This is a genomic window from Streptomyces sp. NPDC028298, from assembly GCF_055565895.1.
Genome location: NZ_JBVHTL010000001.1, coordinates 869,360 through 893,394, shown reverse-complemented (window position 1 = coordinate 893,394; position 24,035 = coordinate 869,360). Strand labels below are relative to the sequence as shown.

The 24,035-nt window shown below is 72.0% G+C and carries 21 protein-coding genes; 12 read left to right on the top strand and 9 right to left on the bottom strand.

The window, feature by feature from the left end; genetic code table 11:
- The first annotated feature begins 39 nt into the window (after window positions 1-39).
- The 3 genes from ACZ4TO_RS04070 (at window position 40) to ACZ4TO_RS04060 (ending at window position 4,442) form a co-directional block, all read left to right on the top strand.
- Window positions 40-1,389 carry a DUF6777 domain-containing protein gene (locus ACZ4TO_RS04070; protein ID WP_468023352.1) on the top strand — a complete coding sequence of 450 codons (1,350 nt, stop codon included), beginning with the start codon at window positions 40-42 and terminating at the stop codon, window positions 1,387-1,389.
- A 78-nt stretch (window positions 1,390-1,467) separates the two neighbouring features.
- Window positions 1,468-3,543 carry a SpoIIE family protein phosphatase gene (locus tag ACZ4TO_RS04065; RefSeq protein WP_382779194.1) on the top strand — a complete coding sequence of 692 codons (2,076 nt, stop codon included), beginning with the start codon at window positions 1,468-1,470 and terminating at the stop codon, window positions 3,541-3,543.
- A gap of 38 nt (window positions 3,544-3,581) precedes the next feature.
- Window positions 3,582-4,442: an Fpg/Nei family DNA glycosylase gene (locus ACZ4TO_RS04060; protein ID WP_385038932.1), complete on the top strand. Its 861-nt coding sequence runs from the start codon at window positions 3,582-3,584 to the stop codon at window positions 4,440-4,442.
- 35 nt (window positions 4,443-4,477) lie between these two features.
- Here ACZ4TO_RS04060 and ACZ4TO_RS04055 read toward each other — a convergent pair whose 3' ends face one another.
- The 3 genes from ACZ4TO_RS04055 to ACZ4TO_RS04045 all read right to left on the bottom strand — a co-directional run bounded on the left by ACZ4TO_RS04055 (window position 4,478) and on the right by ACZ4TO_RS04045 (window position 6,578).
- Window positions 4,478-5,158, bottom strand: coding sequence for a zf-HC2 domain-containing protein (locus tag ACZ4TO_RS04055; RefSeq protein ID WP_382779200.1), 681 nt, complete (start codon window positions 5,156-5,158; stop codon window positions 4,478-4,480).
- A 220-nt stretch (window positions 5,159-5,378) separates the two neighbouring features.
- Window positions 5,379-5,894 (bottom strand): hypothetical protein, encoded by a 516-nt coding sequence (locus ACZ4TO_RS04050; RefSeq protein ID WP_382779203.1) that lies wholly within the window; start codon window positions 5,892-5,894, stop codon window positions 5,379-5,381.
- A gap of 135 nt (window positions 5,895-6,029) precedes the next feature.
- Window positions 6,030-6,578 (bottom strand): sigma-70 family RNA polymerase sigma factor, encoded by a 549-nt coding sequence (locus ACZ4TO_RS04045; RefSeq protein WP_382779206.1) that lies wholly within the window; start codon window positions 6,576-6,578, stop codon window positions 6,030-6,032.
- Between the two features lie 274 nt (window positions 6,579-6,852).
- Between ACZ4TO_RS04045 and ACZ4TO_RS04040 the strand changes: the two genes are divergently transcribed.
- Window positions 6,853-8,010 (top strand): CapA family protein, encoded by a 1,158-nt coding sequence (locus tag ACZ4TO_RS04040; protein ID WP_468023351.1) that lies wholly within the window; start codon window positions 6,853-6,855, stop codon window positions 8,008-8,010.
- Window positions 8,011-8,130: 120 nt separating this feature from the next.
- Here ACZ4TO_RS04040 and ACZ4TO_RS04035 read toward each other — a convergent pair whose 3' ends face one another.
- Entirely contained in the window at window positions 8,131-8,595 is a 465-nt protein-coding gene (locus tag ACZ4TO_RS04035; protein WP_382779212.1) for a universal stress protein, read from the bottom strand.
- A gap of 101 nt (window positions 8,596-8,696) precedes the next feature.
- On the opposite strand from ACZ4TO_RS04035, the gene lysX reads away from it, so the two are divergent.
- Complete coding sequence (gene lysX / locus ACZ4TO_RS04030; RefSeq protein ID WP_385038926.1) at window positions 8,697-11,975, top strand: bifunctional lysylphosphatidylglycerol synthetase/lysine--tRNA ligase LysX; 3,279 nt, start codon at window positions 8,697-8,699, stop codon at window positions 11,973-11,975.
- Window positions 11,976-12,055: 80 nt separating this feature from the next.
- Window positions 12,056-12,898, top strand: a complete 843-nt coding sequence (locus tag ACZ4TO_RS04025) for a polysaccharide deacetylase family protein (protein WP_382779218.1) — start codon at window positions 12,056-12,058, stop codon at window positions 12,896-12,898.
- A gap of 110 nt (window positions 12,899-13,008) precedes the next feature.
- Here the strand turns inward: ACZ4TO_RS04025 and ACZ4TO_RS04020 are convergent, their stop codons facing one another.
- A complete protein-coding gene (locus tag ACZ4TO_RS04020; protein ID WP_382779220.1) occupies window positions 13,009-13,674 on the bottom strand; it encodes a class F sortase in 666 nt (221 codons plus the stop codon).
- 331 nt (window positions 13,675-14,005) lie between these two features.
- On the opposite strand from ACZ4TO_RS04020, the gene ACZ4TO_RS04015 reads away from it, so the two are divergent.
- A complete protein-coding gene (locus tag ACZ4TO_RS04015) occupies window positions 14,006-14,497 on the top strand; it encodes a hypothetical protein (RefSeq protein ID WP_382779222.1) in 492 nt (163 codons plus the stop codon).
- A 129-nt stretch (window positions 14,498-14,626) separates the two neighbouring features.
- On the opposite strand, the gene ACZ4TO_RS04010 is transcribed toward ACZ4TO_RS04015, so the two are convergent.
- The 3 genes from ACZ4TO_RS04010 to ACZ4TO_RS04000 all read right to left on the bottom strand — a co-directional run bounded on the left by ACZ4TO_RS04010 (window position 14,627) and on the right by ACZ4TO_RS04000 (window position 16,367).
- A complete protein-coding gene (locus ACZ4TO_RS04010; RefSeq protein WP_382779225.1) occupies window positions 14,627-15,163 on the bottom strand; it encodes a hypothetical protein in 537 nt (178 codons plus the stop codon).
- A 225-nt stretch (window positions 15,164-15,388) separates the two neighbouring features.
- Entirely contained in the window at window positions 15,389-16,153 is a 765-nt protein-coding gene (locus ACZ4TO_RS04005; RefSeq protein ID WP_382779228.1) for a bestrophin-like domain, read from the bottom strand.
- A gap of 16 nt (window positions 16,154-16,169) precedes the next feature.
- Complete coding sequence (locus ACZ4TO_RS04000; protein ID WP_382779230.1) at window positions 16,170-16,367, bottom strand: hypothetical protein; 198 nt, start codon at window positions 16,365-16,367, stop codon at window positions 16,170-16,172.
- A 720-nt stretch (window positions 16,368-17,087) separates the two neighbouring features.
- Here ACZ4TO_RS04000 and ACZ4TO_RS03995 point away from each other — a divergent pair.
- From ACZ4TO_RS03995 to ACZ4TO_RS03980, 4 genes are all read left to right on the top strand, one after another.
- Window positions 17,088-18,029, top strand: coding sequence for an SCO0930 family lipoprotein (locus ACZ4TO_RS03995; RefSeq protein WP_382779232.1), 942 nt, complete (start codon window positions 17,088-17,090; stop codon window positions 18,027-18,029).
- Window positions 18,030-18,468: 439 nt separating this feature from the next.
- Complete coding sequence (locus ACZ4TO_RS03990) at window positions 18,469-19,281, top strand: SAM-dependent methyltransferase (RefSeq protein WP_385038915.1); 813 nt, start codon at window positions 18,469-18,471, stop codon at window positions 19,279-19,281.
- A complete protein-coding gene (locus tag ACZ4TO_RS03985) occupies window positions 19,278-21,413 on the top strand; it encodes a putative bifunctional diguanylate cyclase/phosphodiesterase (protein ID WP_382779238.1) in 2,136 nt (711 codons plus the stop codon). Before ACZ4TO_RS03990 ends, ACZ4TO_RS03985 begins: the two co-directional genes overlap by 4 nt.
- A 141-nt stretch (window positions 21,414-21,554) precedes the next feature.
- Window positions 21,555-22,334, top strand: a complete 780-nt coding sequence (locus ACZ4TO_RS03980; protein ID WP_382779241.1) for an SDR family NAD(P)-dependent oxidoreductase — start codon at window positions 21,555-21,557, stop codon at window positions 22,332-22,334.
- A gap of 18 nt (window positions 22,335-22,352) precedes the next feature.
- Here ACZ4TO_RS03980 and ACZ4TO_RS03975 read toward each other — a convergent pair whose 3' ends face one another.
- On the bottom strand, window positions 22,353-23,243 hold the full coding sequence (locus ACZ4TO_RS03975; RefSeq protein WP_382779244.1) for a LysR family transcriptional regulator: 891 nt from the start codon (window positions 23,241-23,243) through the stop codon (window positions 22,353-22,355).
- 120 nt (window positions 23,244-23,363) lie between these two features.
- Between ACZ4TO_RS03975 and ACZ4TO_RS03970 the strand changes: the two genes are divergently transcribed.
- Window positions 23,364-24,035 (top strand): succinate dehydrogenase, encoded by a 672-nt coding sequence (locus tag ACZ4TO_RS03970; RefSeq protein WP_382780789.1) that lies wholly within the window; start codon window positions 23,364-23,366, stop codon window positions 24,033-24,035.

Below are 24,035 nucleotides of genomic sequence, written 5' to 3'. Positions count from 1 at the left end.
GAATGAGGCACGAACAGCCCGGGACGAACGGGAGAACGCGTGCACATACCCACCAGGACCTTTGCCGCGGCCTGCGCGCTCGCGGCGGCACTCCTCGTCGTCGCGGGCTGTGGCGGCGGGGGCGGGCACTCCGCGCCGAACGGATCCAGCGGCGGCGACGTGCTGCTCCAGCCCCTCGCGGTCCGGGGGCCCGACCCCTTCACGGAACCCACCGTCACCACCCCAGCGCCCCGCCCGCCCGTCACCCGAACGCCGCAACCCACGGCCACCGGCACCGGGGGCGCGCGCACCGTCTCGGGAGCCACCCCCGGTCTGTACGGCGGCACCCGGAACGCCGGGAGCTGCGATGTCGAGAAGCAGATCCGCTACCTCGCCGCCGACCCGGCCAAGGCCCGCGCCTTCGCCGAACTCTCCGGCGTCTCGACCGGGTCCGTCCCGGACTACCTGCGCCAACTCACCCCGGTCGTGCTGCGCGCCGACACCGGCGTCACGGACCACGGCTTCGCCGCCGGACAGGCGACGGGCTACCAGGCCGTGCTCCAGGCCGGTACGGCCGTCCTGGTCGACAACCGGGGCGTACCCAGGGTCCGCTGCGCCTGCGGCAACCCGCTGGGCCGGCCCACCGCGCTCGACCGCGACCCGGACACCCGCGGCACGCCCTGGAGCGGTTACCGGCCCGCCCGGGTGGTCATGGTGACGCCGTCGGCCGAGGTGATCACCGCCATCACGATCGTCGACGACGGCGACGACACCTGGATCGAGCGGCCGGTCGGATACGACGGCCACCGTCACGACCACGCCGTACCGCCGCCCGAGGGCCAGGACCCGGTGCCGCACGACTCCGCCACCGCGCCCGAGCCCTCCGCCGGCACCTCGGAGGGCGGCCGGAGCCCGAACCCCGACGCCTCCGACTGCGCCACACCGACCGCGACGGTGACCGCCACGCCGGGCACCGGTGAGGGGACCCCGGGCGAGAGCGCCGGGCCGCGCACCGCGCCCACCGTCAGCCCGACGCCCACCGACGGCCCCCTGACGACCGTCGGTCCCACGCCCAGCGGCATTCCCACGGACGACACCGCCATGGACGTCGTCGCGCCGGGCCGCACAGAGCGCCCGCACTGCCCGGGAGCCACCGTCACGGCATCGCCGACGACGGGACCCGGCACCACCCCGCCCCCCTCGGGCGGCACCACGGCCCCGCCGTCCGACCCGGCCGCCCCCGACCGCTCCGGCTCCCCGGAGTCGCGGGTCCCGTCCGAGGAACCGGGCACCCCCACCGAGGACACCGGCCCGGACAGTCCGGACGCACCCGACGGCGGGCTGATCCCCGACGAGCCGACCGGTCCCGACAGCGTCTTCGAGGTCTCGGCCGACACCCCGGGCACGTGAACGGGGCCGCGTCCGGGAGCCCCGGAACCATGCCCTCCAGAAGTCGAACAATCGGGCAAATGCTGGCATGGTGGCCCCATGGTTGATCGGGGAGCGAGCGCCCTGTCACTCCCGGACGACTGGCCCGCCCACCCGGATCCGATCCTGGCGCTCAACCGCATGGGCAGCTTCGACTGGGACCTGGACACCGGTCTGATGCAGATGGACGCCCAGGCCCACGAGGTCTTCGACGTGCGCCCGGACGAATACGACGGGCAGCCCGCCACCCTGTCCGTGCGCGTCCCGCCGGCCGAGTCGCGCCGCCTCGACACGATGGTCTCCCACGCCCTCAAGGACGGCAGCGAGAACTACGGCGCCTACTTCCGCATCCGGCGCCGCGACGGCGCCCTGCGCTGGACCCACACCCAGGGCTACATCCGCCGCGACGAGAACGGCAGGCCGCGCCGCATCATCGGCATCGTCCGCGACGCCACCGACGAGCTCGACGAGAGCGCGGCACGCCGTGAACAGGCCGCCCAGAACGAGGTACGGCGCCAGCAGACCAGCGTCGTCCAGCTCACCACCGCCGCGCTGGCCCACGCCGTCACCGTGCAGGACGTCATCGACGTGCTGCAGGACACCCACGGCCTCACCCACCTCGGGGCGGCCAGCCTGGTCATGGGCCTGGTGGAGGCCGGCCGTATCCGCATGGTCGCCACGGGGCCCGTCGACAGCTACGTCCCCGGCACCCGGGTCACACGGCTGGACGCGCAGTACCCGATGAACGAGGTCGTCCGCAGTCTCGCCCCGCACTTCATCGAGTCGCCCGAGGAGTTCGCCGAGTCGTACCCGCTCCTGTGGCCCAACATCACCGGTCTGAAGATCACCTCGGCGGCGTATCTGCCGCTCATCGTGCAGGCCCGCCCCATCGGCGCCATCGGCCTGCTCTACAACGACCGGCACGGCTTCTCCGAGGACGAGCGCAACGTCCTCGTCGCGCTCGGCAGCAGCATCGCCCAGAGCCTCCAACGGGCCATGTTCTTCGAGCAGGAGAAGGACCTCGCCCAGGGCCTCCAGCAGGCCATGCTGCCGCGCTCCATCCCCAGCGTGCCCGGCGCCGACATCGCCGTCCGCTACCGCTCCGCCTCACTGGGCCGGGACATCGGCGGCGACTGGTACGACCTGATCCCGCTGCCCGGCGGACGCGTGGGCGCCGTCATCGGCGACGTCCAGGGCCACGACACCCACGCCGCCGCCGTCATGGGCCAGCTCCGCATCGTCCTGCGCGCCTACGCGGCCGAGGGCCACACCCCGGCCACCGTGATGGCCCGCGCCTCGGTCTTCCTCCACGAACTCGACACCGACCGCTTCGCGACCTGCCTGTACGCGGAGATCGACCTGTCCACCGGGGTGACCCAGCTCGTCCGGGCCGGCCACATCGACCCGCTCGTGCGGTACACCGACCGGACCTGCCGGCGGCTGCCCCTCGAAGGCGGCCTGCCGCTCGGCCTGTCCGCCGAGTTCGGACGCCTCGAATACCCCGTCGCCATCATCGAACTCGACCCGGGCCAGACCCTGCTGCTGTGCACCGACGGGCTCGTCGAGGAACCGGGCGTCGACCTCGACGACGGCATGCACACGCTCAGGGAACGCGTCCGCGTCGGCCCGGAGGACGTCAGCGATCTCGCCGACCGGCTCATCGACATGGCCGAGGCCCGCGGCGGGGACGACGACGTGGCCCTGCTGCTCCTGCGCCGCCACGGCGGCGGCGACCAGCGCTCGGGCGGGCGGCTCCAGCAGCACGTGGCACCCGGCGACCCCGAGGCGCTCAGCTCGGCCCGCCACATGATCCGGGCCGCCGTCCGCGCCTGGGGAGCCCGGGACCGGGCCGACGAGGTCGAGCTCGTCGCCGACGAACTGATCACCAACGCCCTCATGCACACCGAGGGCTCGGCGATCGTCACCTTGCGCGTCCTGGCCGGACCCGAACGCCGACTGCGCGTCGAGGTCGAGGACTCCTCCAGCGCGCTGCCGCGCCGCCGTGAGGCGGGGGAGTCCGGGGTCTCGGGCCGCGGACTGCTGCTCGTCGACCGGCTCACCGACGTCTGGGGCGTCGACGCGCGCGGCGGCGGCAAGGTCGTGTGGTGCGAGTTCCTGGTCGGAGAGCGCGCCTGATCCCCGGCGTCGTCGGCGCCGGATGGCACCCTGGACGTATGCCGGAACTGCCCGAGGTCGAAGCGCTCAAGGATTTCCTGGCCGAGCATCTCGTCGGCCGCCGGATCGTGCGCGTGCTGCCCGTCGCCGTCAGCGTCCTGAAGACGTACGACCCGCCCGTCTCCGCGCTGGAAGGGCGCGAGGTCACGGCCGTCCGCCGGTTCGGCAAGTTCCTGGACATCGGCACGGACGGCCCGCACCTCGTCACGCATCTGGCCCGGGCCGGCTGGCTGCACTGGAAGGACACGCTCCCGGACGGCCCTCCCCGGCCCGGCAAGGGGCCGCTCGCGCTGCGCGTCGCCCTGGAGACCGGCGAGGGCTTCGACCTCACCGAGGCGGGCACCCAGAAGCGGCTCGCCGTGTACGTCACCGAGCACCCGGAGCAGCTCCCCGGCGTGGCCCGGCTCGGCCCCGACCCGCTCGCCGGCGACTTCGACGAGGAGCGGTTCGCCGGGCTGCTCCAAGGCGAGCGGCGCCGGCTCAAGGGCGCGCTCCGCGACCAGAGCCTGATCGCGGGTGTGGGCAACGCCTACAGCGACGAGATCCTGCACGCCGCCCGGATGTCCCCCTTCAAGATCGCCTCCTCGCTGACCCCCGAGGAGACCGCGCGGCTGTACGAGGCGCTGCGCGACACGCTCACCGACGCGGTGGAGCGCTCCCACGGGCTGGCTGCGGGGCGGCTGAAGTCGGAGAAGAAGAGCGGTCTGCGGGTGCACGGGAGAACGGGGGAGCCCTGTCCGGTGTGCGGCGACACCATCCGTGAAGTCTCCTTCAGCGATTCCTCGTTGCAGTACTGCCCGACCTGCCAGACGGGCGGCAAGCCGCTGGCGGACCGGCGGATGTCCCGGCTGCTCAAGTAGGAACGGGCTTCGCTTCAAGTAGGAACGGGCTTCGCTCAGGGGGAGTTGAGCGAGACGAGGTGCTCGCCGTCCGCCGTGCGTACCTCGAAGCCGCGGATCTCGTCGGTCTGCATCGAGGAGCCGCCCTGCATGGTGATGGCGTCCTCGTTGTGCGCGGGCTCCATCCAGCTCGTCACCGACTGCTCCGAGCCGTCCTTGCCGATGGCGACGAGCTCGCAGGAACGGGGGCCCTTGGCGTCCTTGACCTCGACCTCGATCTCGCTGCCCCAGAGCCGTTCGCGGGTCGTCACCTGGGCCCACACGCCGGTCTCCGCGTCGGTCCTGGCCATCTGGCTCGACGGCGGGCCGTCCGCGACGATGCTGTCCGAGGGGGAGTCGTGGCCGACGACGAGCGCGAGCGCGGGTCCGCCGGTCGCGAGGACCACGGAGGCGGCCAGCGCGAACAGAAGACGCCGGCGTCCGGCCCGGTTGCGTGCGGCCACCTCGCCGAGCAGCCGGTCGAGCAGGCGCGGCCCGGGGGCGGCGAACGGGTGGACGCTGCGCGGCGTCGACTGCCGGTACAGCATCAACTGCCGGGTGGCGGGGCGGTACTCGCTGACGAACGCCGTGCACTGAGCGCACTCCACGAGGTGGTCCTCGAAGCGGAAGGCTTCCGCCTCGCCGAGCACGCCGAGCGCATAGGCGCCGACGTCGCGATGCCGTTCCAGGGACCTCATACCGAATACCGAATCCTCGTGGCGTTGGTGCGGACTGTGAGTGGTGTTGCTGTTGCCCACGGGTACGCATCAGACCGTCGAATCACTCAAGACTCGTCAGGAATCGGGGTGAAGACATTCGGAGCGGGGGCGCTCGCGGATTGGTGCGAGCCCCGGGAAATTCTCCCGGGACCGGTCGCGGCCGCCGCCGGAAGCCGTTCCGGCGCGGTCACGGCCGTCGTCAGAAGAGGTGGATGGCCAGATGGCCGAGCGGCAGACCCAGCCGCCAGGCCGCCGTCCACACCTTGGGACCGTCGTCCTCACCGGGCACGGAGCCGCCGCCGGGCACCGCGTCGAGGTCCGGCGCCAGAAGTTCCGTCTCCTCCAGCCACCGCCAGGCAGCGGACGCCAGCTCCAGATCGGGGTCGGGCGCGGCGCGTCCCGTCGCCTCGGCGGCGCGCAGCTCCAGGTGCTCGCGCACCCAGACGTGCCAGGGCTGGTCGTAGGCCGTCAGCGACAGCCAGGTCTCGAGCTGGGTGATGACCCGGATCCCGGAGAGTTCGCCTCCGCTGTCGGACAGGAAGATCGTCAGCGCGAGGGCGTCGCGCCCGGCGCGGAACTCGAAGGAGGTGGGCGGCATCAGGTCGCCCGTCCGCAGCAGTTCGTCGGCGATGTACTCGGCGTACAACCAGGCCATGGGGACGGTGAGTTCGCCCCCGCCGGTACCGTCCGTGCTCTCTTGCCCTCTGTGCAGCATCCCTTCCTGCCTTCCTCCGGTGCGTGCGCGTCGCCCGACCCCGGGCCCCAGTCCGGAACACGGATGAGGCAAGCTGATTGCTCAACCATGGTCCTCAGCAAGGCACTTTACGGAGGTTTGACTAAGCCTTCGGTTTCACCGCAGGTCGGCCGCATATCCAGGAAGAACCCGGCGCAGGGCGCGCAGCGCGTAGTACGCGCGGGATTTCACCGTACCGGGTGGAATGCCCAGCGCCGCGGCGGCCTCCGCCACACTGGCACCCTGGAAGTACACCAGCACCAGGACTTCACGGTGTTCGGGAGTGAGAGTCTTCACAGCCTCCCGCACATCGAGCGTCGCCGCCGACCGTTCGGCGTGATCGGCGCAGATCCGCGCGTTGTCGAGGACGTGGTCGCCGACCTCCGGGGGCCGGGCCTGCCGGGCCCGCCGCGCGTCGATGGCCAGCCGCCGTCCCACGGTCAGCAGCCAGGGCCGTACGGAGTCGAAGTCGTCCGCGCGCAGTGCCTCGGGATGCTGCCAGGCGCGTACGAACGTCTCCTGCACCAGGTCCTCCGCGCGCTGGCGGTCTCCGTCGGACAGGCGCAGCAGCAGCGCGAACAGGGGGCGGCCGTGGTCGCGTTGCAGCGCGGCCAGCTCGTGTTCGGCGGTCGTCCCGGGGGTGATGGTGGTGGTTCCGGCCGTCATGGCGTGTATGTCAGCGCCCCGCGCCCCGCGCGGACAGGCCGGGGACACGGTTGTGCGGTGGGCGGTCGAAGCCGTCGGTGAACGGTGCGCCGAACGGTCCGCCGAGGTGGAGCCCCGAATTCCGGAGCCCCGGTGTTCGTACCGCTGTTCGTCCGGCGGGCAGGCCCGCGAACGCCGGACGGGTGACCTGCCGGGGTGTCTCCTTGACTGCCGGCGGCCCGTATACGTGGATGCGTATCTATTGGTAGGTAAATGCGACCGCATGGGGTCCGGCATGTTCACACGCGCGCGACAGATCAATCTGGCCCTCGCGGCCGCCCTCATCGCGGCCGCGGTGACCAGCCAGGCCCATGACGCGGCCTCCCCCCACCGCGACGGGCGGCCCGGCCCCGCCGCGGCGGCCCGCGGTTTCACCCTCGTCGCCGGTGGTGACGTCCTGCCGGACAGCTCGGTCCTCGAACGGGCCGGCTCCGACGCGGGAGGCACCGGATACGACTTCCGGCCGATGCTCGCGGGCGTCCGGCCCGTGGTCTCCCGCGCCGATCTGGCGCTCTGTCACCTGCGGACCGTCTACGACACCGACGCGGCCCCCAGCGGCACGTACGCCTTCAAGACCCCTCCCCAGGTGGCCGAGGGGCTCGCCGCCACCGGCTACGACTCCTGCTCCACCGCCTCCAGCCACACCCTCGACGACGGCGCCGACGGTGTCCGGCGCACCTTGGACGCGCTGGACCGCGCGGGCGTGCGGCACGCCGGTTCGGCCCGTGGCGCGCGGGAGGCGAACGCCGTCACCCTGATGCGGGCGGGGAGCGCCCGGGTCGCCCATCTCGCGTACACCGACGGCACCGGCGGCCTTCCGCTCCCGCCGGGACAGCCCTGGGCGGTCGGTCTGATCGACCCCGCCCGGATCGTCGCGGACGCCCGTGCCGCCCGGAAGGCGGGCGCCGACGTGGTCGTCGTCTCCCTCGACTGGGGCACCGAGTGGCAGGACGGGCCCGACGAACGCCAACTGAGCCTGAGCAGGCGGCTGACCGCCTCCCGCACCGGCGGCCGACCGGACATCGACCTGATCCTCGGCACCCACTCCCACGTCCCGCAGGCGTACGAGAAGGTCAACGGCACCTGGGTCGTCTACGGCACGGGCGACCAGGTCGCCGGCGAGATGTACGACGACCGGGGAGTCCAGGACCCGCGCGGTGACCAGAGCACCATCGGCCGCTTCACCTTCTCCCCGCCGGCGGGGCCCACGCGGCGGTGGGAGGTGACGAAGGCCGAGTTCGTCCCGCTGGCCTTCGACCTCGACGCCGGCCGGGTCGTCGACCTCGGCGCGGCGCTGCGGCAGGGCGCCGACGTCGGCGCGGTGCGCGACCGGATCCGCGACGTCGTCCTCGCCAGGGGCGCGGGCCGGGCGGGCCTCGTCATGGCCGAATGACCCCCACCGGACCGGCAGGAACCCGGGGCCGCCGGCGACCGACCGCAAGAGGCCCGACCGGACCGCGGCGACCGCGACGGGACCTGCCGTGACAGGGCGGGCGGGCCCCCTGGGCACCGCCTACGGCACGACCGTGACCGGCCAGCGGCCCGCCTTCACCAGCCGGATCGCCACCGAACCGATGATCCGGTGCCCCGACTGCTCGGAGGCCCCGACCACCACGGCGTCCGCCTTCAACTCGTCCGCGGCGGTGACCAGACCGTTGTACGGATCGCCGCGGAAGGTGTGGAACTCCCAGCGCACGTCGAATATGTCCTTCACCCGCTCGGCGGCGTCGCGGATGTACTGCACCAGATCCTCGGCGATCTCGTCGGTCGTGTCCGCGACCGGCACCCCGAGCGCGGCCCCCGCCGCCATCACGGGCTTGACGTAGACCACCGCCAGCAGCGCGTGCTGGCGCCGGGCCAGGCCCCCGGCGTACGCCGCGGCGCGCAACGAGGAGTCGGAGCCGTCCACCCCGACGACGATGACCTTGGGACCGTCCGTCCCGCGTTCGAACCGATGCGCGTGCTGCTCTTCCGTCACGGCTGCGAGGCTATCGGAACCCCCAGGTCCCACCGCCGCGGGGGAGCGGCGGAGATCCGCTCGACGGGCGGGGCGCCGCCGCTCTTCCTACAGTCGGAACCATGAGTGCCACCGTGGAGGCCCGCCCGCCGAAGACCGCCAGTGGCGCGCCACGGCCGCCGCAGAGCGGGTTCCTGAGCAAGGTGCCCGAAGGCTTCGCGACCTTCTTCGTCGCCATCGGCCTGCTCTGCACCCTGCTGGCGTTCATCCCCCCGCTGCGCGCGCTGCTGCGCCCGGTCGTGCGGTTCCTCGACCTGCTGATCATCCCGGTCAGCGCCAACCTCGCGTACGCCGTCTTCCTCTTCCTGCTCGCCGCCGCGACCGCCGCCCGCAAGAAGATCGCCTGGTGGCTGGTGGTCGTCTACCTCGGCCTGCTCGTCCTGACCGACGTCCTCGGGATCGCCGCCGGCCTGTACGCCGCCTCGATCCCGTCGTTCGTCGTCTGCGGGCTCCTGCTCGCCCTGCTGATCGTGGCCCGCCGGGAGTTCTACGCCGACTCGCGCCGCGCCGCCGTACGACGCGCCCTGCTCGTGCTGGTCACCGGCCTCGTCGTCGCGATCCTGCTGGGCTGGGGCCTGGTCGAGCTGTTCCCCGGCACCCTGCCGGAGAGCCAGCGGCTGCTGTGGGCCGCCAACCGGGTCTGCGGCGGACTCGTCTCCGCGCGCTCGTTCGACGGCCGTCCACCGCGCTGGCTGTTCTTCGTGCTCGGCCTGTTCGGCGCGCTGGCCCTGCTCAACGCGGCCGCCACGCTCTTCCGCTCCCAGCGTCTGGTCGCGGCCCTGCACGGCGACGAGGAGGCGCGGATCCGCGCCCTGCTCCAGGCGTACGGCGGCGACGACTCCCTCGGCTACTTCGCCACCCGCCGCGACAAGGCGGTCGTCTTCTCGCCCAGCGGCAAGGCGGCCGTCACCTACCGCGTCGAGGCGGGGGTGTGCCTCGCCAGCGGAGACCCCGTCGGCGACCGCGAGGCCTGGCCCCACGCGATCGCCGCCTGGCTGGACATCGCCCGCCGCTACGCCTGGGCACCGGCCGCGATGGGCGCCTCCGAAGAGGGCGCCAAGGCGTTCGCGCGCGCCGGGCTCGGTGCACTCCAGCTCGGCGACGAGGCCATCCTGCACGTCGCCGGCTTCGACCTGTCCGGCCGCGACATGCGCGTCACCCGGCAGGCCGTCAACCGGGTCAAACGCTCCGGCGCCACCTGCCGGGTCCGCCGCCACTCCACCCTGTCCGACAGCGAGATGGAGGAGATCGTCGGCCGGGCCGACGCCTGGCGCGACACCGAGACCGAACGCGGCTTCTCGATGGCGCTCGACCGGCTCGGCGACCCCGAGGACGGCGACTGTCTGCTCGTCGAGGCGATGGGGTCCGACGGCAAGCTCCTCGCGCTGCTGTCCTTCGTGCCCTGGGGCCGCGACGGCATCTCGCTCGACCTCATGCGCCGCGACCGCAGCGCGCCCAACGGCGTCATGGAGTTCATGGTCGCGGAGGTGTGCGCGGTCGCCGGCAAGTTCGGTGTCCGGCGCATCTCCCTGAACTTCGCCGTGTTCCGCTCCGTCTTCGAGGAGGGCGCCCGCATCGGCGCCGGACCGGTGCTCAGGCTCTGGCGCAGACTGCTGCTGTTCTTCTCCCGCTGGTGGCAGCTCGAGGCCCTGTACCGCTCCAACGCCAAGTACCACCCGGAGTGGTACCCGCGCTTCATCTGCTACGGCGACACCGGCGCCCTCGCCCGCATCGGCCTGGCCTCCGCGATCGCCGAGGGCTTCGTCTCCGTACCGTCGCTGCGCAGCCTGTGGGGCAAGGGGCACACCAAGGGCGGACTCGCGCCCGCCACGACCGCGGGACTGCCGTCGCTGGCCGCCCTCGGCCTCGACGCGGACGGCGGGGCCCCGGCCGACGATCCGACCACCGGTCTGCCCGACCAGGTCCGGGTGCGGCACCGCAAACTCGACCGGCTGCGCGCCGAGGGCACCGACCCCTACCCGGTCGGCATCCCCCCGCGCACCCATGTGCTGGCCGACGTCCGCGGCGGGGAGGACGTGACCGTCGCCGGACGCGTCATGCTCGTACGCGACTTCGGCGGCATCCTCTTCGCCGTGCTGCGCGACTGGTCGGGCGACCTCCAGATCGCCCTCACCCGTGACGGGGCCGGACCCGCGCTCGACCGCTTCCGGCAGGTCATCGACATCGGCGACCACATCAGCGCCGACGGTCTGGCGGGCGCCAGCGACACCGGCGAACCCACGGTCTTCGTCACCTCCTGGCGGCTCACCGCCAAGTGCCTGCACCCGCTGCCCGACAAGCGCAAGGGCCTCGCCGACCCCGAGGCCAAGGTCCGCCGCCGCTATCTCGACCTGGTGTCCAGCCCCGCCGCGCGCGAGGTCGTGCGTGCCCGCTCCACGGCCGTCCAGGCACTGCGCCAGGGACTGCTCGACCGCGGCTACCTGGAGGTCGAGACCCCGATGCTCCAGCAGATCCACGGCGGGGCGAACGCCCGGCCCTTCACCACCCACATCAACGCCTACGACCTGAACCTCTATCTGCGCATCGCGCCCGAGCTCTACCTCAAACGGCTGTGCGTCGGCGGCATGGAGAAGGTCTTCGAACTGGGCCGCACCTTCCGCAACGAGGGTGTCTCCTACAAGCACAACCCCGAGTTCACGATGCTGGAGGCCTACCAGGCCTTCGCCGACTACGACGTGATGCTCGACCTCGTCCGCGAGCTGATCCAGGGCGCCGCGACCGCCGCGTTCGGCAGCCCGATCGCCCGCAAGGACGGTGTCGAGTACGACATCTCCGGGGAGTGGCCGGTCAAGACGGTGTACGGCGCGGTCTCCGAGGCGCTGGGCGACGAGATCGACGCCGACACGAGCCTGGAGAGGCTGCTGCGGCTGTGCGACCGCGCGGGCGTGCCGTACACGGCGGACGACGGACGCGGTGACGTCGTCCTGGAGATGTACGAACGCCTGGTCGAGGAGAAGACCGGGCTGCCCACGTTCTACAAGGACTTCCCGACCGACGTCTCCCCGCTCACCCGCCAGCACCGCACCGACCCGCGGCTCGCCGAACGGTGGGACCTCGTCGCCTTCGGCACGGAACTGGGCACGGCCTACTCGGAGTTGACCGATCCGGTCGAGCAGCGGCGCCGGCTCACCGAGCAGTCGCTGCTGGCCGCCGGGGGAGACCCCGAGGCGATGGAGCTCGACGAGGACTTCCTGGACGCGCTGGAGTACGCCATGCCCCCCACCGGCGGGCTCGGCATCGGCGTCGACCGGCTCGTCATGTTCCTCACGGGCCTGACGATCCGTGAAACGCTGCCGTTCCCGCTGGTCCGCCGCCGCTGAGTGGTCCAGGCGGGTGCATTCGCGGGGCCTTCCCGGTGGTGCTCGGCGTGGTGGGTCCTCCGTCGGGTGACTGATTGGTCATGAAAAAGGATCAGCTGATTACCCGACGCCGGGCGTTGATCGCCGGCGCCGCTGTCCTCGGGGCGGCCGGAGCGGCGGGCACGGCCCATGTCCTGACCGCCGGTCAGGCCGCGCAGCCGGCGAGCGGACCGCCGCTCTCCGGCCCGCAGGCGAACCGGGCCCTCAAGCCCTCCGCCTACCGCCTCCAGCCGCTCACCGGGTACGGTCCGCCGCACGGCACTCAGCTTCGGACCCTCGTCCGGCACGAGCCCTTCATGCGCGTCTCCGGGCGGGGCCGCACCATGGTCCTGACCTTCGACGACGGCCCCGACCCGACGTACACCCCCGAGATCCTGCGGACCCTGCGCGAGTACGACGTGCACGCCATGTTCTTCGTGTGCGGGCAGATGGCCGCCGACAACAAGGACCTGCTGGGCGACATGGCCGACGACGGACACATCGTCGGCAACCACACCTGGAGCCATCCGCTGCTGACCAAGCTCTCGCGCTCCGCGATCCGCTCCGAGATCGAGCGCACCAGCGAGGTCATCGACGAGGCCTACGGCGAGCCGCCGAAGTGGTTCCGCGCGCCGTACGGGGAGTGGAACCGGGCGACCTACCAGATCGGCGCCGAACTCGGCATGGAGCCGATGGCCTGGACGATCGACACGAACGACTGGGCGAGGCCCGGGACCCGCGCGATCGTCGGCACGATCCAGAAGGAGGCCGCCCCCGGGGTCGTCGTCCTCTCCCACGACGCGGGCGGTGACCGCTCGCAGAGCGTGCAGGCGCTGCGCACCTACCTCCCGCGCCTGCTGGACGCCGGATATCACATCACGGTGCCACGCCGGAGAGACGCCTAGAACCGAAAAAAGCCCCGCGCACCCTGTGTCGCGGGGCTTTCGGCCGGACCGGCCGGCGGGAGGCGGAACGCCTCACCGACCGGCTTTCTCGCGGACCGGTCCGGGAACGCTCAGCGCACCTCGGAAAGGCGCGCGAAGACGACCACGTTCCCGTCGTAGCCGTGCTGCTTGGAGAATCCGCCCCCGCACGTGATGACACGCAATTCGGGGGTTCCCTTGCTGTTGTAGACACGGTCTCCGGGGAAATTGCTCTTCGCGAAGACCTCGATGCCGTAGATCTCGAACACCGCGGTCTTCCCGTCCTTGCGCTGGACCTCGACCTTGTTCCCCTTCTTGAGCGCCCCGAGCCCGTAGAAGACGGCGGGGCCCTGCATGTTGTCGACATGGCCCACGATCACGGCCGTGCCCTTCTCGCCGGGCGAGACCGCGCCGGTGAACCAGCCCGCGAGATTCGGGTCGTCGGGCGGCGGCGCGTCGACCCAGCCGTCCACGTCCAGCCCCACCGGCATCACGGGGGCGTCGACGCGGATCGCCGGGATCCGCACCCGGTCGACCACGGAGTACGGCAGCGCGGCGGGCGTCTTCGAGAACGTGCCGCCCGGTGTGCGGCTGTCCGCCGCGGCCGCCGAGGCCGGCTGCGGGGGGCCCACGTCGAACTCGCCGGAACCGTTCCGAATGAGTGCGAGGCCGGTCAGCAGAACAAGCGCTATGACGCCCCAAGGAGCGCGCTTCCTCCGCCGCTCCTCCTCTTCGGCCAACTCGTCGGACGCAGACATTCGCAATCCCCTCTCGACGCGGCCGTCGCCTCGTCATCCGCGCATATGAGCACGCTAATGGCAGCAAGGCCGCCCGGCGACGGGGCACGGGCGAACGGGTGGCGGCGGGAATGCCCCGTGCGCCATCCGAGTTGCCGTGACCAGGAATTTTCTGACGGTCCGTGACCTGCGGCAATATCCGATTGTGTGGAATTCCTTCGGCGTGTCCTCTCACCAGGACGGACCATTCCCGAAATGCGGCCCCGTGCACGGCATCTGAGGGTCTGACTGGGAGGCGCTTTCTCGCCGATCCACCGGGGACGGTTCCCGGGGCGCCCCCGCGGAGGATCACATGCGTACTACTCGTGCCCTGGCGGTGTCCGCCGCCGCGGTCGCCGCCGTGGGGCTCGCCGCCCCGATGGCCGCGGCGTGGAACACGCCGAGCAACATCGTCGCGCAGCCCAGCGTCATCGCCCGGGGCGGCCAGCTCACCGTGACGGTCGACGGGTGCCCGAGGGGAGGCACGATGACCTCTCCGGCGTTCCGTCAGGCCAGACTCTCGCCGCTCCTGGGCAGCCGCACCGAGGCGTCCAGCGGTACGGCCACCATCAACCAGGACGCCAGCCCCGGCTCGTACGACATCACCGTCAACTGCGACGGGACGGGCCCGCTGACCCGCCCGGCCGCCTTCACCGTCATCGGCGGTGTGCGCGGTGGTCTCGGCGGCAGCAGCTCCACCGGTGCCACGCCCACCGACATGGCGATCGGCGGCGGTCTGGTGGCCGCGGCGGCCGTCGGCGGCGGGGTGTTCTGGATGCGGCGCAGGTCGGAGCGGCACATCTGACCGTTCCACCGGTGAACGGCCGGTCCCGCCCCCTTCGGAGGCCGGCCCTCGCCGCGCGGAGCCACACCTGACAGCCCTTCGCTCCGGACCCGCCCGACCGGGTCCGGGGTGAAGGGCTGTGCCGTCGTGTCAGGTCTCGTCGGAGGAGGTGCGCCGGCGGGACAGGTACCAGGCCGCGCCGACCGAACCGGCGATGAGCGCCGTGCCCATCCCGATCTGCTTCAGGTCGAAGCCGCCGGCGCTGCCGCCGACACCGGCCCGCACGCCCCGCTGGAGGGGTACCGGGGTCGGCGTGACCGGCCGGCCGCCGGCGATGGTGAGACCGGTGCTGCCGCTCGCCCCGCTGCACGAGAACGTCACGTCGTACACGGCGCCGGGTCTGGCGTCCCAGTCGACCGTGGCGGTGGCCGAGGACTGTCCCGGCGGGATGCTGACGGTGTCGAAGACCCCGGAGGTGACCGTGGCGGTGCCCCGGCACTGGCCGTCCCGTTTCAGGAGCAGCGACACCTGCCCCCCGGGCGCGACGGTCGACGGCTGCACGCTGAAGGCGAACGGGGTGATCGGGGTGAGTCCGTGGTCCCCGTCACCGGCGAGCGCGGCGGGTGCGGCGAAGGTCAGGGCGGTCACGCCCAGCAGTGCGGCCGAAGCGACGCGTATCGCGCGCATGGTGAGCCTCCAGGTCCCCGAGGAGCCTTGCTGCGGACCTTTTCCGCTTGCGCCAGAAATGCACCTCGATGATCGGAACGCTAGGAAAGGCCGAACAGGGACGCGATCCCAGTAGCGCGAACGGGGCAATTGTGTGGGCCGTCCGGGGGACGCCGTGCCCGCGGACGGGGGACGGGCACGGCGTGGCGCGCGTCCCTCCGCCCGCGGAGAGTGCTCAGGACCGCGTCACCCGGGAAGCTGCGGGAACAGCGAGGTGAAGGCTTCCGCCGACGTCGTGAGCCCGCGGCTGTAGGGCGCGTCGAAGTCCCAGATCAGGAACAGCAGGAACGCGATCAGGGCGGAGAACAGCCCGGCCAGGATCAGTTCCCGCGCGGTACGCCTGATCTGCAGCGCGAAGATCATCCCCACTGTCACCACGGCACCGGTGATCAGCCCGAACCACACCACCCCGGGCATGGTCGCCCCGGTCGAGTCGGCGCGGGCGCTGCGCGCGGTGTCGGCCGCCGTCACCTGGTCGAGGAGCGGCTGGTAGGCCTGGGCCTCGAAGTCCGACTTCGGCTGGTAATCGGTGACGTCGTGCCGGACCCGGTCGAGGAGCCGTCCGCCCTCGTCGGTCACCCGGCCCTGCTCGGCCATGGCCTTCCACTCGGTGGTGACCACGTAGTGGACGTACGTGTCGACGTCGCCGCGGATCCGGTCGCGGACGTCGGGCGGGTAGACCCGGACCCGTTCGGAGATCTCGTGCAGGGCCTGGGCCTCCGTCTGCACCTGGCTCTCGGCGCCGCCGCGGGCCTCCCAGACACCGGCGATGGCCAGTCCGAGGACGATGGCGTACACCACGCCGATCATCATCGTCATGTACTCGATGACGTCCGGCGTCTCGGTGGGGTCCTCGTCCTCGCGGGCCCTGCGATGACGCAGGAGCGTCACGACGAGGACCACGAGGCACGCGGCCGCCATCGCCAGGGCGAGAACAAGCCAATCCGACACAGTGTGCCTCCAGGGGTCAGCGCGGGCGCAGTGCCGCGACGGCGAGCACCGCGGGCGCGGTGATGAGCAGGGTGAACGAGACCAGCGAGGGGCCGCCGCGGGGCGCGTGCTTGTGCGCCGGGGCGCGGTACGCCGGATAGCTGACCGGAACCGGCCGCGGTGCGGGACGCGCACGGGGTGTCGGGGCGGGCTCGGGAGCGGGTCTCGGTGCCACGACCGGAGCCGGCGGCGGAGGCTTCGGCGCCGCCGGTGGAGGCGGTGGAGGCGGTGGGGGCGGCGGAGGCGGAGGCGGCGCGGGTTTCGGCGCGTGGGTGGGCGGAGGCGGAGGAGGTGGCGTCGGCTTCGGCTCGGGCCTGGGGGTCGGCTTCGGCGGGGGAGGGGGCTCGGGGGCCGGAGGTGGTGGCGTGGGCGTGGGGGTCGGCGGGCAGGGCGGGGTGGGCGTCGGGGGCGGGCACCGGATGGTGTGCCCGGCGACGGCGACCGCCCCGTCGCCCGCCACGGCCACCGCGGTGATCCCCTCACCGTCCGGGCCGGTCGAGGCGTAGGCACAGGCGTCGGCCGCGGCCGTTCCGCTGGGCGCGCCGACGAGGAGCCAGGTGAGCGCCGTCAGCGCCAGTACCCGTATGACGAGGGCGGATCGGGTCCGCTGGGGTGCGTGCACGACGGAGATCATGGAGTGTGAGGGGCCCGGTCACGCCGAAGTGTCCTGGAATGGCCACGAATTGGGTACCTCGGCCCCCCGGCGGCTTGACGCGTGGGGCCGGCGAACGCCGCCGTGGCTCGAACGCGTGGGCGGTCCGTGTCGAACGGCGTCACAGTCTTCCGAAAGAAATGTGGCACCCCTTTGAACGCTCCTGCACCTCCCGCCCGTACCTAGGGCCATGCGCGGCGCTGCAGGGCGCTGCAACACTTATGCGAACAGCGGGAGTTACCAATGAAGACCTCCTGGCGGAGCGCCTCACTCGTAGCGTCAGCTGCGGCCGTGCTGGCGCTCACGACGGCGTGTGGTCAGGAAAATGGCACTGCGACGGGTGCCCAGAACGTCGGCGCCACCGCGCAGGCGGGGGGTTACGGCACCAGCACCACCGCGGGTGCGGGCAACGGCTACGGAGCCGATTCCGACGCGAGCGCCGCCGCCAAGCCGGAAGCCGCGGGCGAGCTGTCCGTGAGCGAGAGCGCCAAGGTCGGCAAGGTGCTGACCGACGGCGCCGGATTCACCCTTTACCGTTTCGACAAGGACACGGCCGAGCCCCCGAAGTCGAGTTGTGACGGCGACTGCGCGAAGGCCTGGCCGCCGGTGCCCGCCGAGGGTGCCGAGGCCGCCACCGGTGTCGACAAGGCACTGCTCGGCGAGGTCACCAGGACCGACGGCACCAAGCAGCTCACCATCGGCGGCTGGCCCATGTACCGGTACGCCAAGGACACCAAGGCCGGTGACACCAACGGGCAGAACGTGGGCGGGACGTGGTTCGCCTCGGCGCCCGACGGCAAGAAGGCCACGCTGGCCTCCCTGCCCGGCCTGTCGGTCCGCAAGGACCCGAAGCTCGGCGACATCATCGTCGACAAGAACGGCATGACCGTCTACCGCTTCATGAAGGACCAGGCCTGGCCCGTCTCGAAGTCGGCCTGCACGGGCGCCTGCCTGGAGAAGTGGCCCGCGGTCGCCCCGGTCGACGAGGCCGACACCAAGGGCGTCAAGAAGAAGGGCCTGATGCCCTTCACCCGCCCCGACGGTCTGAAGCAGATGACGGTCAACTGCTGGCCGATCTACACCTTCTCCGGTGACAGCGCCCCCGGCGACACCAACGGTCAGGGCGTGGGCGGCACGTGGTACGCGGTCTCGCCCGAAGGAAAGCCGGTCGGCGCGGCCAAGTAGGGCACCGGCACCCCACGGTCGACCGCCCCGCCCGCACGAACGCGCCGCCAAGGGTCCGCCCCCTCCACGGAGGGGGCGGACCCTTGTGCGCTGCTTCCGGCGGACTTTCACGTTCCGGCGGCGAAGGTTTCCGGCCGTCGCCGGAACGTGAAAGATCCGGGCGTCGGCCCGGATGTGAAAGAACGCCTCGGCCCGGCGGGAGACTTGACCACGCTTCGTGACCCCGCGGAGCTTTTTGGAATGCTTCGGAGGGATTTCGCGAGGGCGGTGAGTGGCGTGCGCGGTATACGTTCGCAGATGCCAATTCGGCACGTGCCTGAGGCAGTGACCGGGAACGGACGGTCAATTTCCGGTTTGACTCGCTCCTTTGGCGGGCGATCAGTAGCCTCTGCTCGAACACCGGATCGTCCGTGCCGTCGCCTACGCCTTGGAGAGATAGATGGAGCGTCCCGCCTGGGCCCCTCGCAGCATTGACATCTCAGTGCCGAGCGTGTCCCGGATATACGACTACTACCTGGGCGGTTCGCACAACTTCGAGGTCGACCGGGAAGCGGCGCGCAAGGCGATGGAGTTCATGCCGGGACTTCCCAAGATCATGCAGGCGAACCGGGCGTTCATGCGCCGGGCCGTCCGCTACGCCGCCGCCGAGGGCATCGACCAGTTCCTCGACATCGGCTCCGGCATCCCGACGTTCGGCAACGTCCACGAGATCGCCCAGGCCGCCCGGCCCGGCGCGCGGGTCGTCTACGTCGACCACGACCCGGTTGCCGTCGCACACAGCGAGGTCGTGCTGCGCGACAACGAGGACGCGGACGTCGTCGCCGCGGACCTGCTCAAGCCCCAGGAGATCCTGCTGAGCCACCCGGTTCAGCGGCTGATCGACCTGAACCGGCCGGTCGCGGTGCTTCTCGTTGCCATACTTCACTTCGTGGAAGACGCGGACGACCCGTACCGGGCGGTGGCCGAACTGCGCGACGCCCTCGCGCCGGGAAGCATGCTCGTCGTCACGCATGCCTCGTTCGAGGGCATTCCGCTCCCGCGGGAGCAGGCCGAGGGCACGGTCGACGTCTACAAGGACATCCGCAACCCGCTGATCATGCGCACGCGCGACGAGATCGCGCGGTTCTTCGAGGGGTACGACATGGTGGAACCCGGACTGGTGCCGATGCCGAACTGGCGGCCCGACACGGCGTCCGAGGACGAGGATCCCTATTCCTTCTCCGGGTTCGGCGGCGTGGGACGCACGGCGTGAGCGCCGAGCCGGACGGGCCGGAGGACAGACTGCGCCGGTTCGCGACGATCTGGAGCCGCGCGGTCTTCCCCGTCACCTCCACCTCGCTGACCCGGCCGGAGTTCGAGGAACAACTGCTGCCGCTCGCCCGGCGGCTGAGCGAGGCGCTGCGGGCCAGGACCTTCGAGGCGGCCGAGGGACGCGGCGTCGGAGCCGCCCTCGTCGCCGCGCACTGCACCGACCCCGAGGCCCTCAGCAGGGCCCTCGACTGCGTCGACGCCTACCTCGTGCTCTACTGCGGCGAGGACGGCCCCAAGGAGGCCCTGCGCACCCGCTCCGCGCGACTCCAGCACGCGATGGCCGCCGGGTACGCCGAGGCGCTGCGCGAGCGCACCCTCTCCGAACAACAGGCCATCTCGCAGGCGGCGTTGACCGCGCGCAGCGCGGTGGCCGAGGCGCTGCACGACAGCGAGGCCCGCTTCCGCGCGGTGTTCGAGGGCGCGGCCATAGGCATCGCCATCGCCGACCTCGAAGGCAACATCCTCCAGGCCAACGGCGCCCTGCTGCGGATGTTCGGCGGCTCCGAACAGACCATGCGCGGCCGCAAGGTCCCGGAATGGACCCACGCCGAGGACGCTCCCCAGGTGTGGCGGCTCTACGAGGAGCTGGTGCGCGGCGAGCGCGAGCACTACCACGTCGAGAAGGCGTTCTACCGCCCCGACGGCACCGCCCTGTGGACCAACCTGACGGTCTCCCTGCTCCGCGACGCGGACGGCCAGCCCCAGTACCAGCTCGCGCTGATGGAGGACACCACCGAGCGGCGGCTGCTCAATCTGCGGCTGCGCTACGAGGCGACCCACGACGCGCTGACCGGACTGCCCAACCGCACCCTGTTCTTCGAGCGCCTGGAGAAGGCGCTGGCCGCGGGGGAGGGGCAGCGCTTCGGGCTCTGCTACCTCGACCTCGACGGCTTCAAGACCATCAACGACAGCCTCGGGCACGCGGCCGGCGACCGGCTGCTCGTCGAGGTCGCCGACCGCCTCCAGTCCTGCGCGACCGCCCCCGGCGAGATGGTCGCCCGGCTCGGCGGCGACGAGTTCGTGGCCCTGACCACCGGCCCGCACACCGAGCGCGAGGTCGACGAACTGGCCGGGCGCATCATGAACGCGCTCGTCACGCCGATCAGCATCGACGGCCGTGACCTGACCGTGCGGGGCAGCGTCGGCGTCGTCGAGGGGCCGGCCGGGGAGCGCGGCGCCGCCGAGGTGCTGCGCAGCGCCGACATCACGATGTACCGGGCCAAGTCCGCGGGCGGCAACCGCTTCGAGCTGGCCGACCCGGAGGCCGACGCTCGCGCCATCACCCGCAACGGGCTGACCACCGCGCTGCCCGCCGCCCTGGACCGGGGCGAGTTCTTCATCGAGTACCAGCCGCTGGTGCACCTCGGCGACGGCAGCGTGCGGGGCGCGGAGGCGCTGGTGCGCTGGCTGCACCCGCAGCACGGCGTCCTCGGACCGGACCGCTTCATCCCGCTCGCCGAGCACACCGGGCTGATCGTGCCGCTCGGCCGCTGGGTCCTGGAGCAGTCGGTGCGGCAGGCCCGCAGCTGGCAGGAGCGGCACTCCGACGCGGGTCCGCTGCGCGTCAACGTCAATCTCTCGCCGTGCCAGCTCACCCATCCCGGCCTGGTCCAGGACACCGTGGACATCCTGGAGCGCGAGGGCCTCGACGCCCAGGCGCTGTGCCTGGAGGTCACCGAGTCCGCGCTGATCGGCGCCGACGACGACCTCCTCAAACCGCTGCGCCGGCTCGCCGAGATGGGCGTCGACATCGCGCTCGACGACTTCGGCACCGGCTACTCGAACCTGGCCAACCTGCGGCGTCTGCCGGTCAGCATCCTGAAGCTCGACCGCTCCTTCACCCAGGGGATGCAGCAGTTCCCGGCGGATCCCGTCGACCTGAAGATCGTCGAGGGCATCGTCTCCCTCGCCCACAGCCTCGACCTGGCGGTCACCGTCGAGGGCGTGGAGACCGGCGCGCAGGCCGAACAGCTTCGGATCCTGGGCTGCGACACCGCCCAGGGCTGGTACTACGCCCGCCCCGGACCGCCGGAGCGGCTGCACGAGCTGGCCCTGGTCGACGCGGTCGGCTGAGCCCGTCCACGCGGCGCGCCTCCGTCACCGGAGGCACGCCGCGCGGGGGCGGACGTCCCGGGCGCACGGCACGCCTCGCGCCCGCGGCCCTTCGTATGTCTCATGGACGGGGAGCACCTCCCACACATGGAGCTGAGACGGATGAGCACGGAACTTCAGGGCAGAACCGCCGTCGTCACCGGAGCCAGCAAGGGCATCGGACTCGCGGTCACGGAGGCGCTGGCCGGGGCGGGCGCCACGGTGATCGCCGGCTCCCGCGGCACCTCGGCGGGCCTCGACGCCCTGGCCGCCAAGGGGAACGTGACCTGGGTGCCGGCCGACCTCGCCGAACCGGACGCCGCGGCCAGGCTCGTCGAGGCGGCGGGCGGACGGATCGACGTCCTGGTCAACAACGTGGGTACGGCCCCCGCCCGGACCGGCGGCTTCCTGTCGGTCACCGACGAGGAGTGGCGGCGCAGTCTCGAACTGAACCTGTTCACGGCCGTACGGGTCACCCGTGCGGCCCTGCCGGTGATGCTGGCCGCCGGTGACGGCTCGGTCGTGACGATCGCCTCGGTCAACGCCACACTGCCGGACCCGCTGGTCATCGACTACAGCGCGGGCAAGGCGGCCCTGGTCGCGTTCTCCAAGGCCCTGTCCAAGGAGGTCGGCCCGCAGGGCATCCGTGTCAACACGGTGAGCCCCGGCCCGGTGAAGACCGACCTGTGGCTCGGCGGCGGGGGAGTAGCCGCGACGGTCTCGGCGTCCGCCGGGCTCACCCCCGACGACGTCGTCGCCAAGGCGTCCGGGGCGACCGTCACCGGCCGCTTCTCGGAGCCGTCCGAGGTGGCCGGACTCGTCCTCTTCCTCGCCTCGGACGGGGCGCGCAACATCACCGGCAGCGACTTCGTGATCGACGGCGGCCTCATCCCGACCTGGTGAGCCCGGGGCGGTCCGCCGTCAGCGCTCCAGCAGCATCCGCTGCAGCTCCCGGGCCGCCCGGGGCGGCGCCACGTCACTGCGGTGCGCCAGCGCGATGGTCCGTTCCAGACCGGGCGGCGCCAACGGTGTCACCCGCAGCCCGGACCCGGACCGCGCGGCCACCATGCGCGGTACGACGGCCACGCCGAGGCCCGCCCGGACGAAGCCGAGCACCGCGTCCATCTCCCCGCCCTCGACCGCGAAGTCCGGTTCGAAGCCCTCGGCCCGGCAGGCGGCGACGGTCAGCTCCCGCAGGTCGTAGCCGTGCCGGAACATCACCAGACGCTCGCCCTCCAGGTCGGCGACCCGCACCGCGCGCCGCCCGCCGCGCCCGCCGGGCGGCGGAGCGTCGGGCGACGACACCACCACCAGGTCCTCGCGCAGCAGCTCCACCGTGGTCAGCGCGGGGGACGGGGTGGGCAGGGGCAGGACGACCAGGGCCAGGTCGAGCGCGCCGCGCGCGAGTTCCCGTACGAGATCGTGCGAGCCGCCCTCCTCGATCAGCAGCCGGATGCCCGGATAGCGGTCGTGGAAGGCGCGCAGCACGTCGGGCAGCAGGCCCGTGCACAGGCTCGGGGTCGCGCCGAGCCGCACCCTGCCGCTGCGCAACTGGGCCAGCTCCTGCACCTCGTGCCGGGCCGTGTCCGCGTCGGCGAGGATGCGCCGGGCCAGCGGCAGCAGCGCCTCGCCCGCGTCGGTCAGCGTGATGTTCCCGCGTGCCCGCAGGAACAGATCGGCCCCCAACTCCCGCTCCAGCGCCTTGATCTGCTGGGACAGCGAGGGCTGCGCGACATGCACCAGGTCGGCGGCCCGGGTGAAGTGCCGGGTCTCCGCGACGGCCACGAAGTACTGGAGCTGGTGGAACTGCACCCTTCGACCATAGCCCAGGTCTATGGAAACCAGCCGTTTCATGTCTTGGACCGATCGGTACCTCGCCACCTACCGTCTCTTCTCATGGCTCTGGCAACGCGGACGGACCGACGGCCGTCCATGGCGCGCACCGTGTGGGACAGCTCCGTCGGCAAGAAGACCGTGATGGCCGTCAGCGGCCTGATCATGCTGCTCTACCTGGTCGCCCACATGATCGGGAACCTGAAGATCTACTTCGGAGCGGGCGAGTTCAACCACTACGCGCACTGGCTGCGCACCATCGGCGAACCGTTCATGCACTACGAGTGGACCCTGTGGCTCGTCCGCGTGGTCCTGGTCGTCGCCGTGATCGCGCACGCCACCTCGGCGTACCAGCTCAGCCGGCGCGACATCAAGGCCCGGCCCACCCGGTACGTGCACCGGAAGCGCGGCGCGAGCTACGCCACCCGCACGATGCGCTGGGGCGGGATCATCCTCGGCCTGTTCATCGTCTGGCACCTCCTCGACCTGACCACCGGCACCGTGCACTCCGGCGGCTTCCAGGAGGGCCACCCCTACCAGAACGTCGTGGACACCTTCTCCACCTGGTACGGGAACGTCATCTACATCGTCGCGATGCTCGCGCTCGGCCTCCACATCCGGCACGGATTCTGGAGCGCCGCCCAGACCCTCGGGGCCGGCAGCCGCACCCGCGACCGCGCCCTCAAGACCGTCGCCGACGTCCTCGCACTGCTGCTCACGGCGGGCTTCATCGCCGTACCCGTGGGCGTCATGACCGGAGTGGTGAGCTGA

Excerpts from the sequence above, each read along its gene's own strand:
- ACZ4TO_RS04060 (WP_385038932.1), top strand. The coding sequence starts at position 3,582 with ATGCCGGAACTGCCCGAGGTCGAAGCGCTCAAGGATTTCCTGGCCGAG.
- lysX (WP_385038926.1), top strand. The coding sequence starts at position 8,697 with ATGAGTGCCACCGTGGAGGCCCGCCCGCCGAAGACCGCCAGTGGCGCG.
- ACZ4TO_RS04050 (WP_382779203.1), bottom strand. The coding sequence starts at position 5,894 with ATGCTGCACAGAGGGCAAGAGAGCACGGACGGTACCGGCGGGGGCGAA.
- ACZ4TO_RS04045 (WP_382779206.1), bottom strand. The coding sequence starts at position 6,578 with ATGACGGCCGGAACCACCACCATCACCCCCGGGACGACCGCCGAACAC.
- ACZ4TO_RS04065 (WP_382779194.1), top strand. The coding sequence starts at position 1,468 with ATGGTTGATCGGGGAGCGAGCGCCCTGTCACTCCCGGACGACTGGCCC.
- ACZ4TO_RS04010 (WP_382779225.1), bottom strand. The coding sequence starts at position 15,163 with ATGCGCGCGATACGCGTCGCTTCGGCCGCACTGCTGGGCGTGACCGCC.
- ACZ4TO_RS04020 (WP_382779220.1), bottom strand. The coding sequence starts at position 13,674 with ATGTCTGCGTCCGACGAGTTGGCCGAAGAGGAGGAGCGGCGGAGGAAG.
- ACZ4TO_RS03995 (WP_382779232.1), top strand. The coding sequence starts at position 17,088 with ATGAAGACCTCCTGGCGGAGCGCCTCACTCGTAGCGTCAGCTGCGGCC.
- ACZ4TO_RS03980 (WP_382779241.1), top strand. The coding sequence starts at position 21,555 with ATGAGCACGGAACTTCAGGGCAGAACCGCCGTCGTCACCGGAGCCAGC.
- ACZ4TO_RS03990 (WP_385038915.1), top strand. The coding sequence starts at position 18,469 with ATGGAGCGTCCCGCCTGGGCCCCTCGCAGCATTGACATCTCAGTGCCG.
- ACZ4TO_RS04055 (WP_382779200.1), bottom strand. The coding sequence starts at position 5,158 with ATGAGGTCCCTGGAACGGCATCGCGACGTCGGCGCCTATGCGCTCGGC.
- ACZ4TO_RS03970 (WP_382780789.1), top strand. The coding sequence starts at position 23,364 with ATGGCGCGCACCGTGTGGGACAGCTCCGTCGGCAAGAAGACCGTGATG.
- ACZ4TO_RS04015 (WP_382779222.1), top strand. The coding sequence starts at position 14,006 with ATGCGTACTACTCGTGCCCTGGCGGTGTCCGCCGCCGCGGTCGCCGCC.
- ACZ4TO_RS04040 (WP_468023351.1), top strand. The coding sequence starts at position 6,853 with ATGTTCACACGCGCGCGACAGATCAATCTGGCCCTCGCGGCCGCCCTC.
- ACZ4TO_RS04025 (WP_382779218.1), top strand. The coding sequence starts at position 12,056 with ATGAAAAAGGATCAGCTGATTACCCGACGCCGGGCGTTGATCGCCGGC.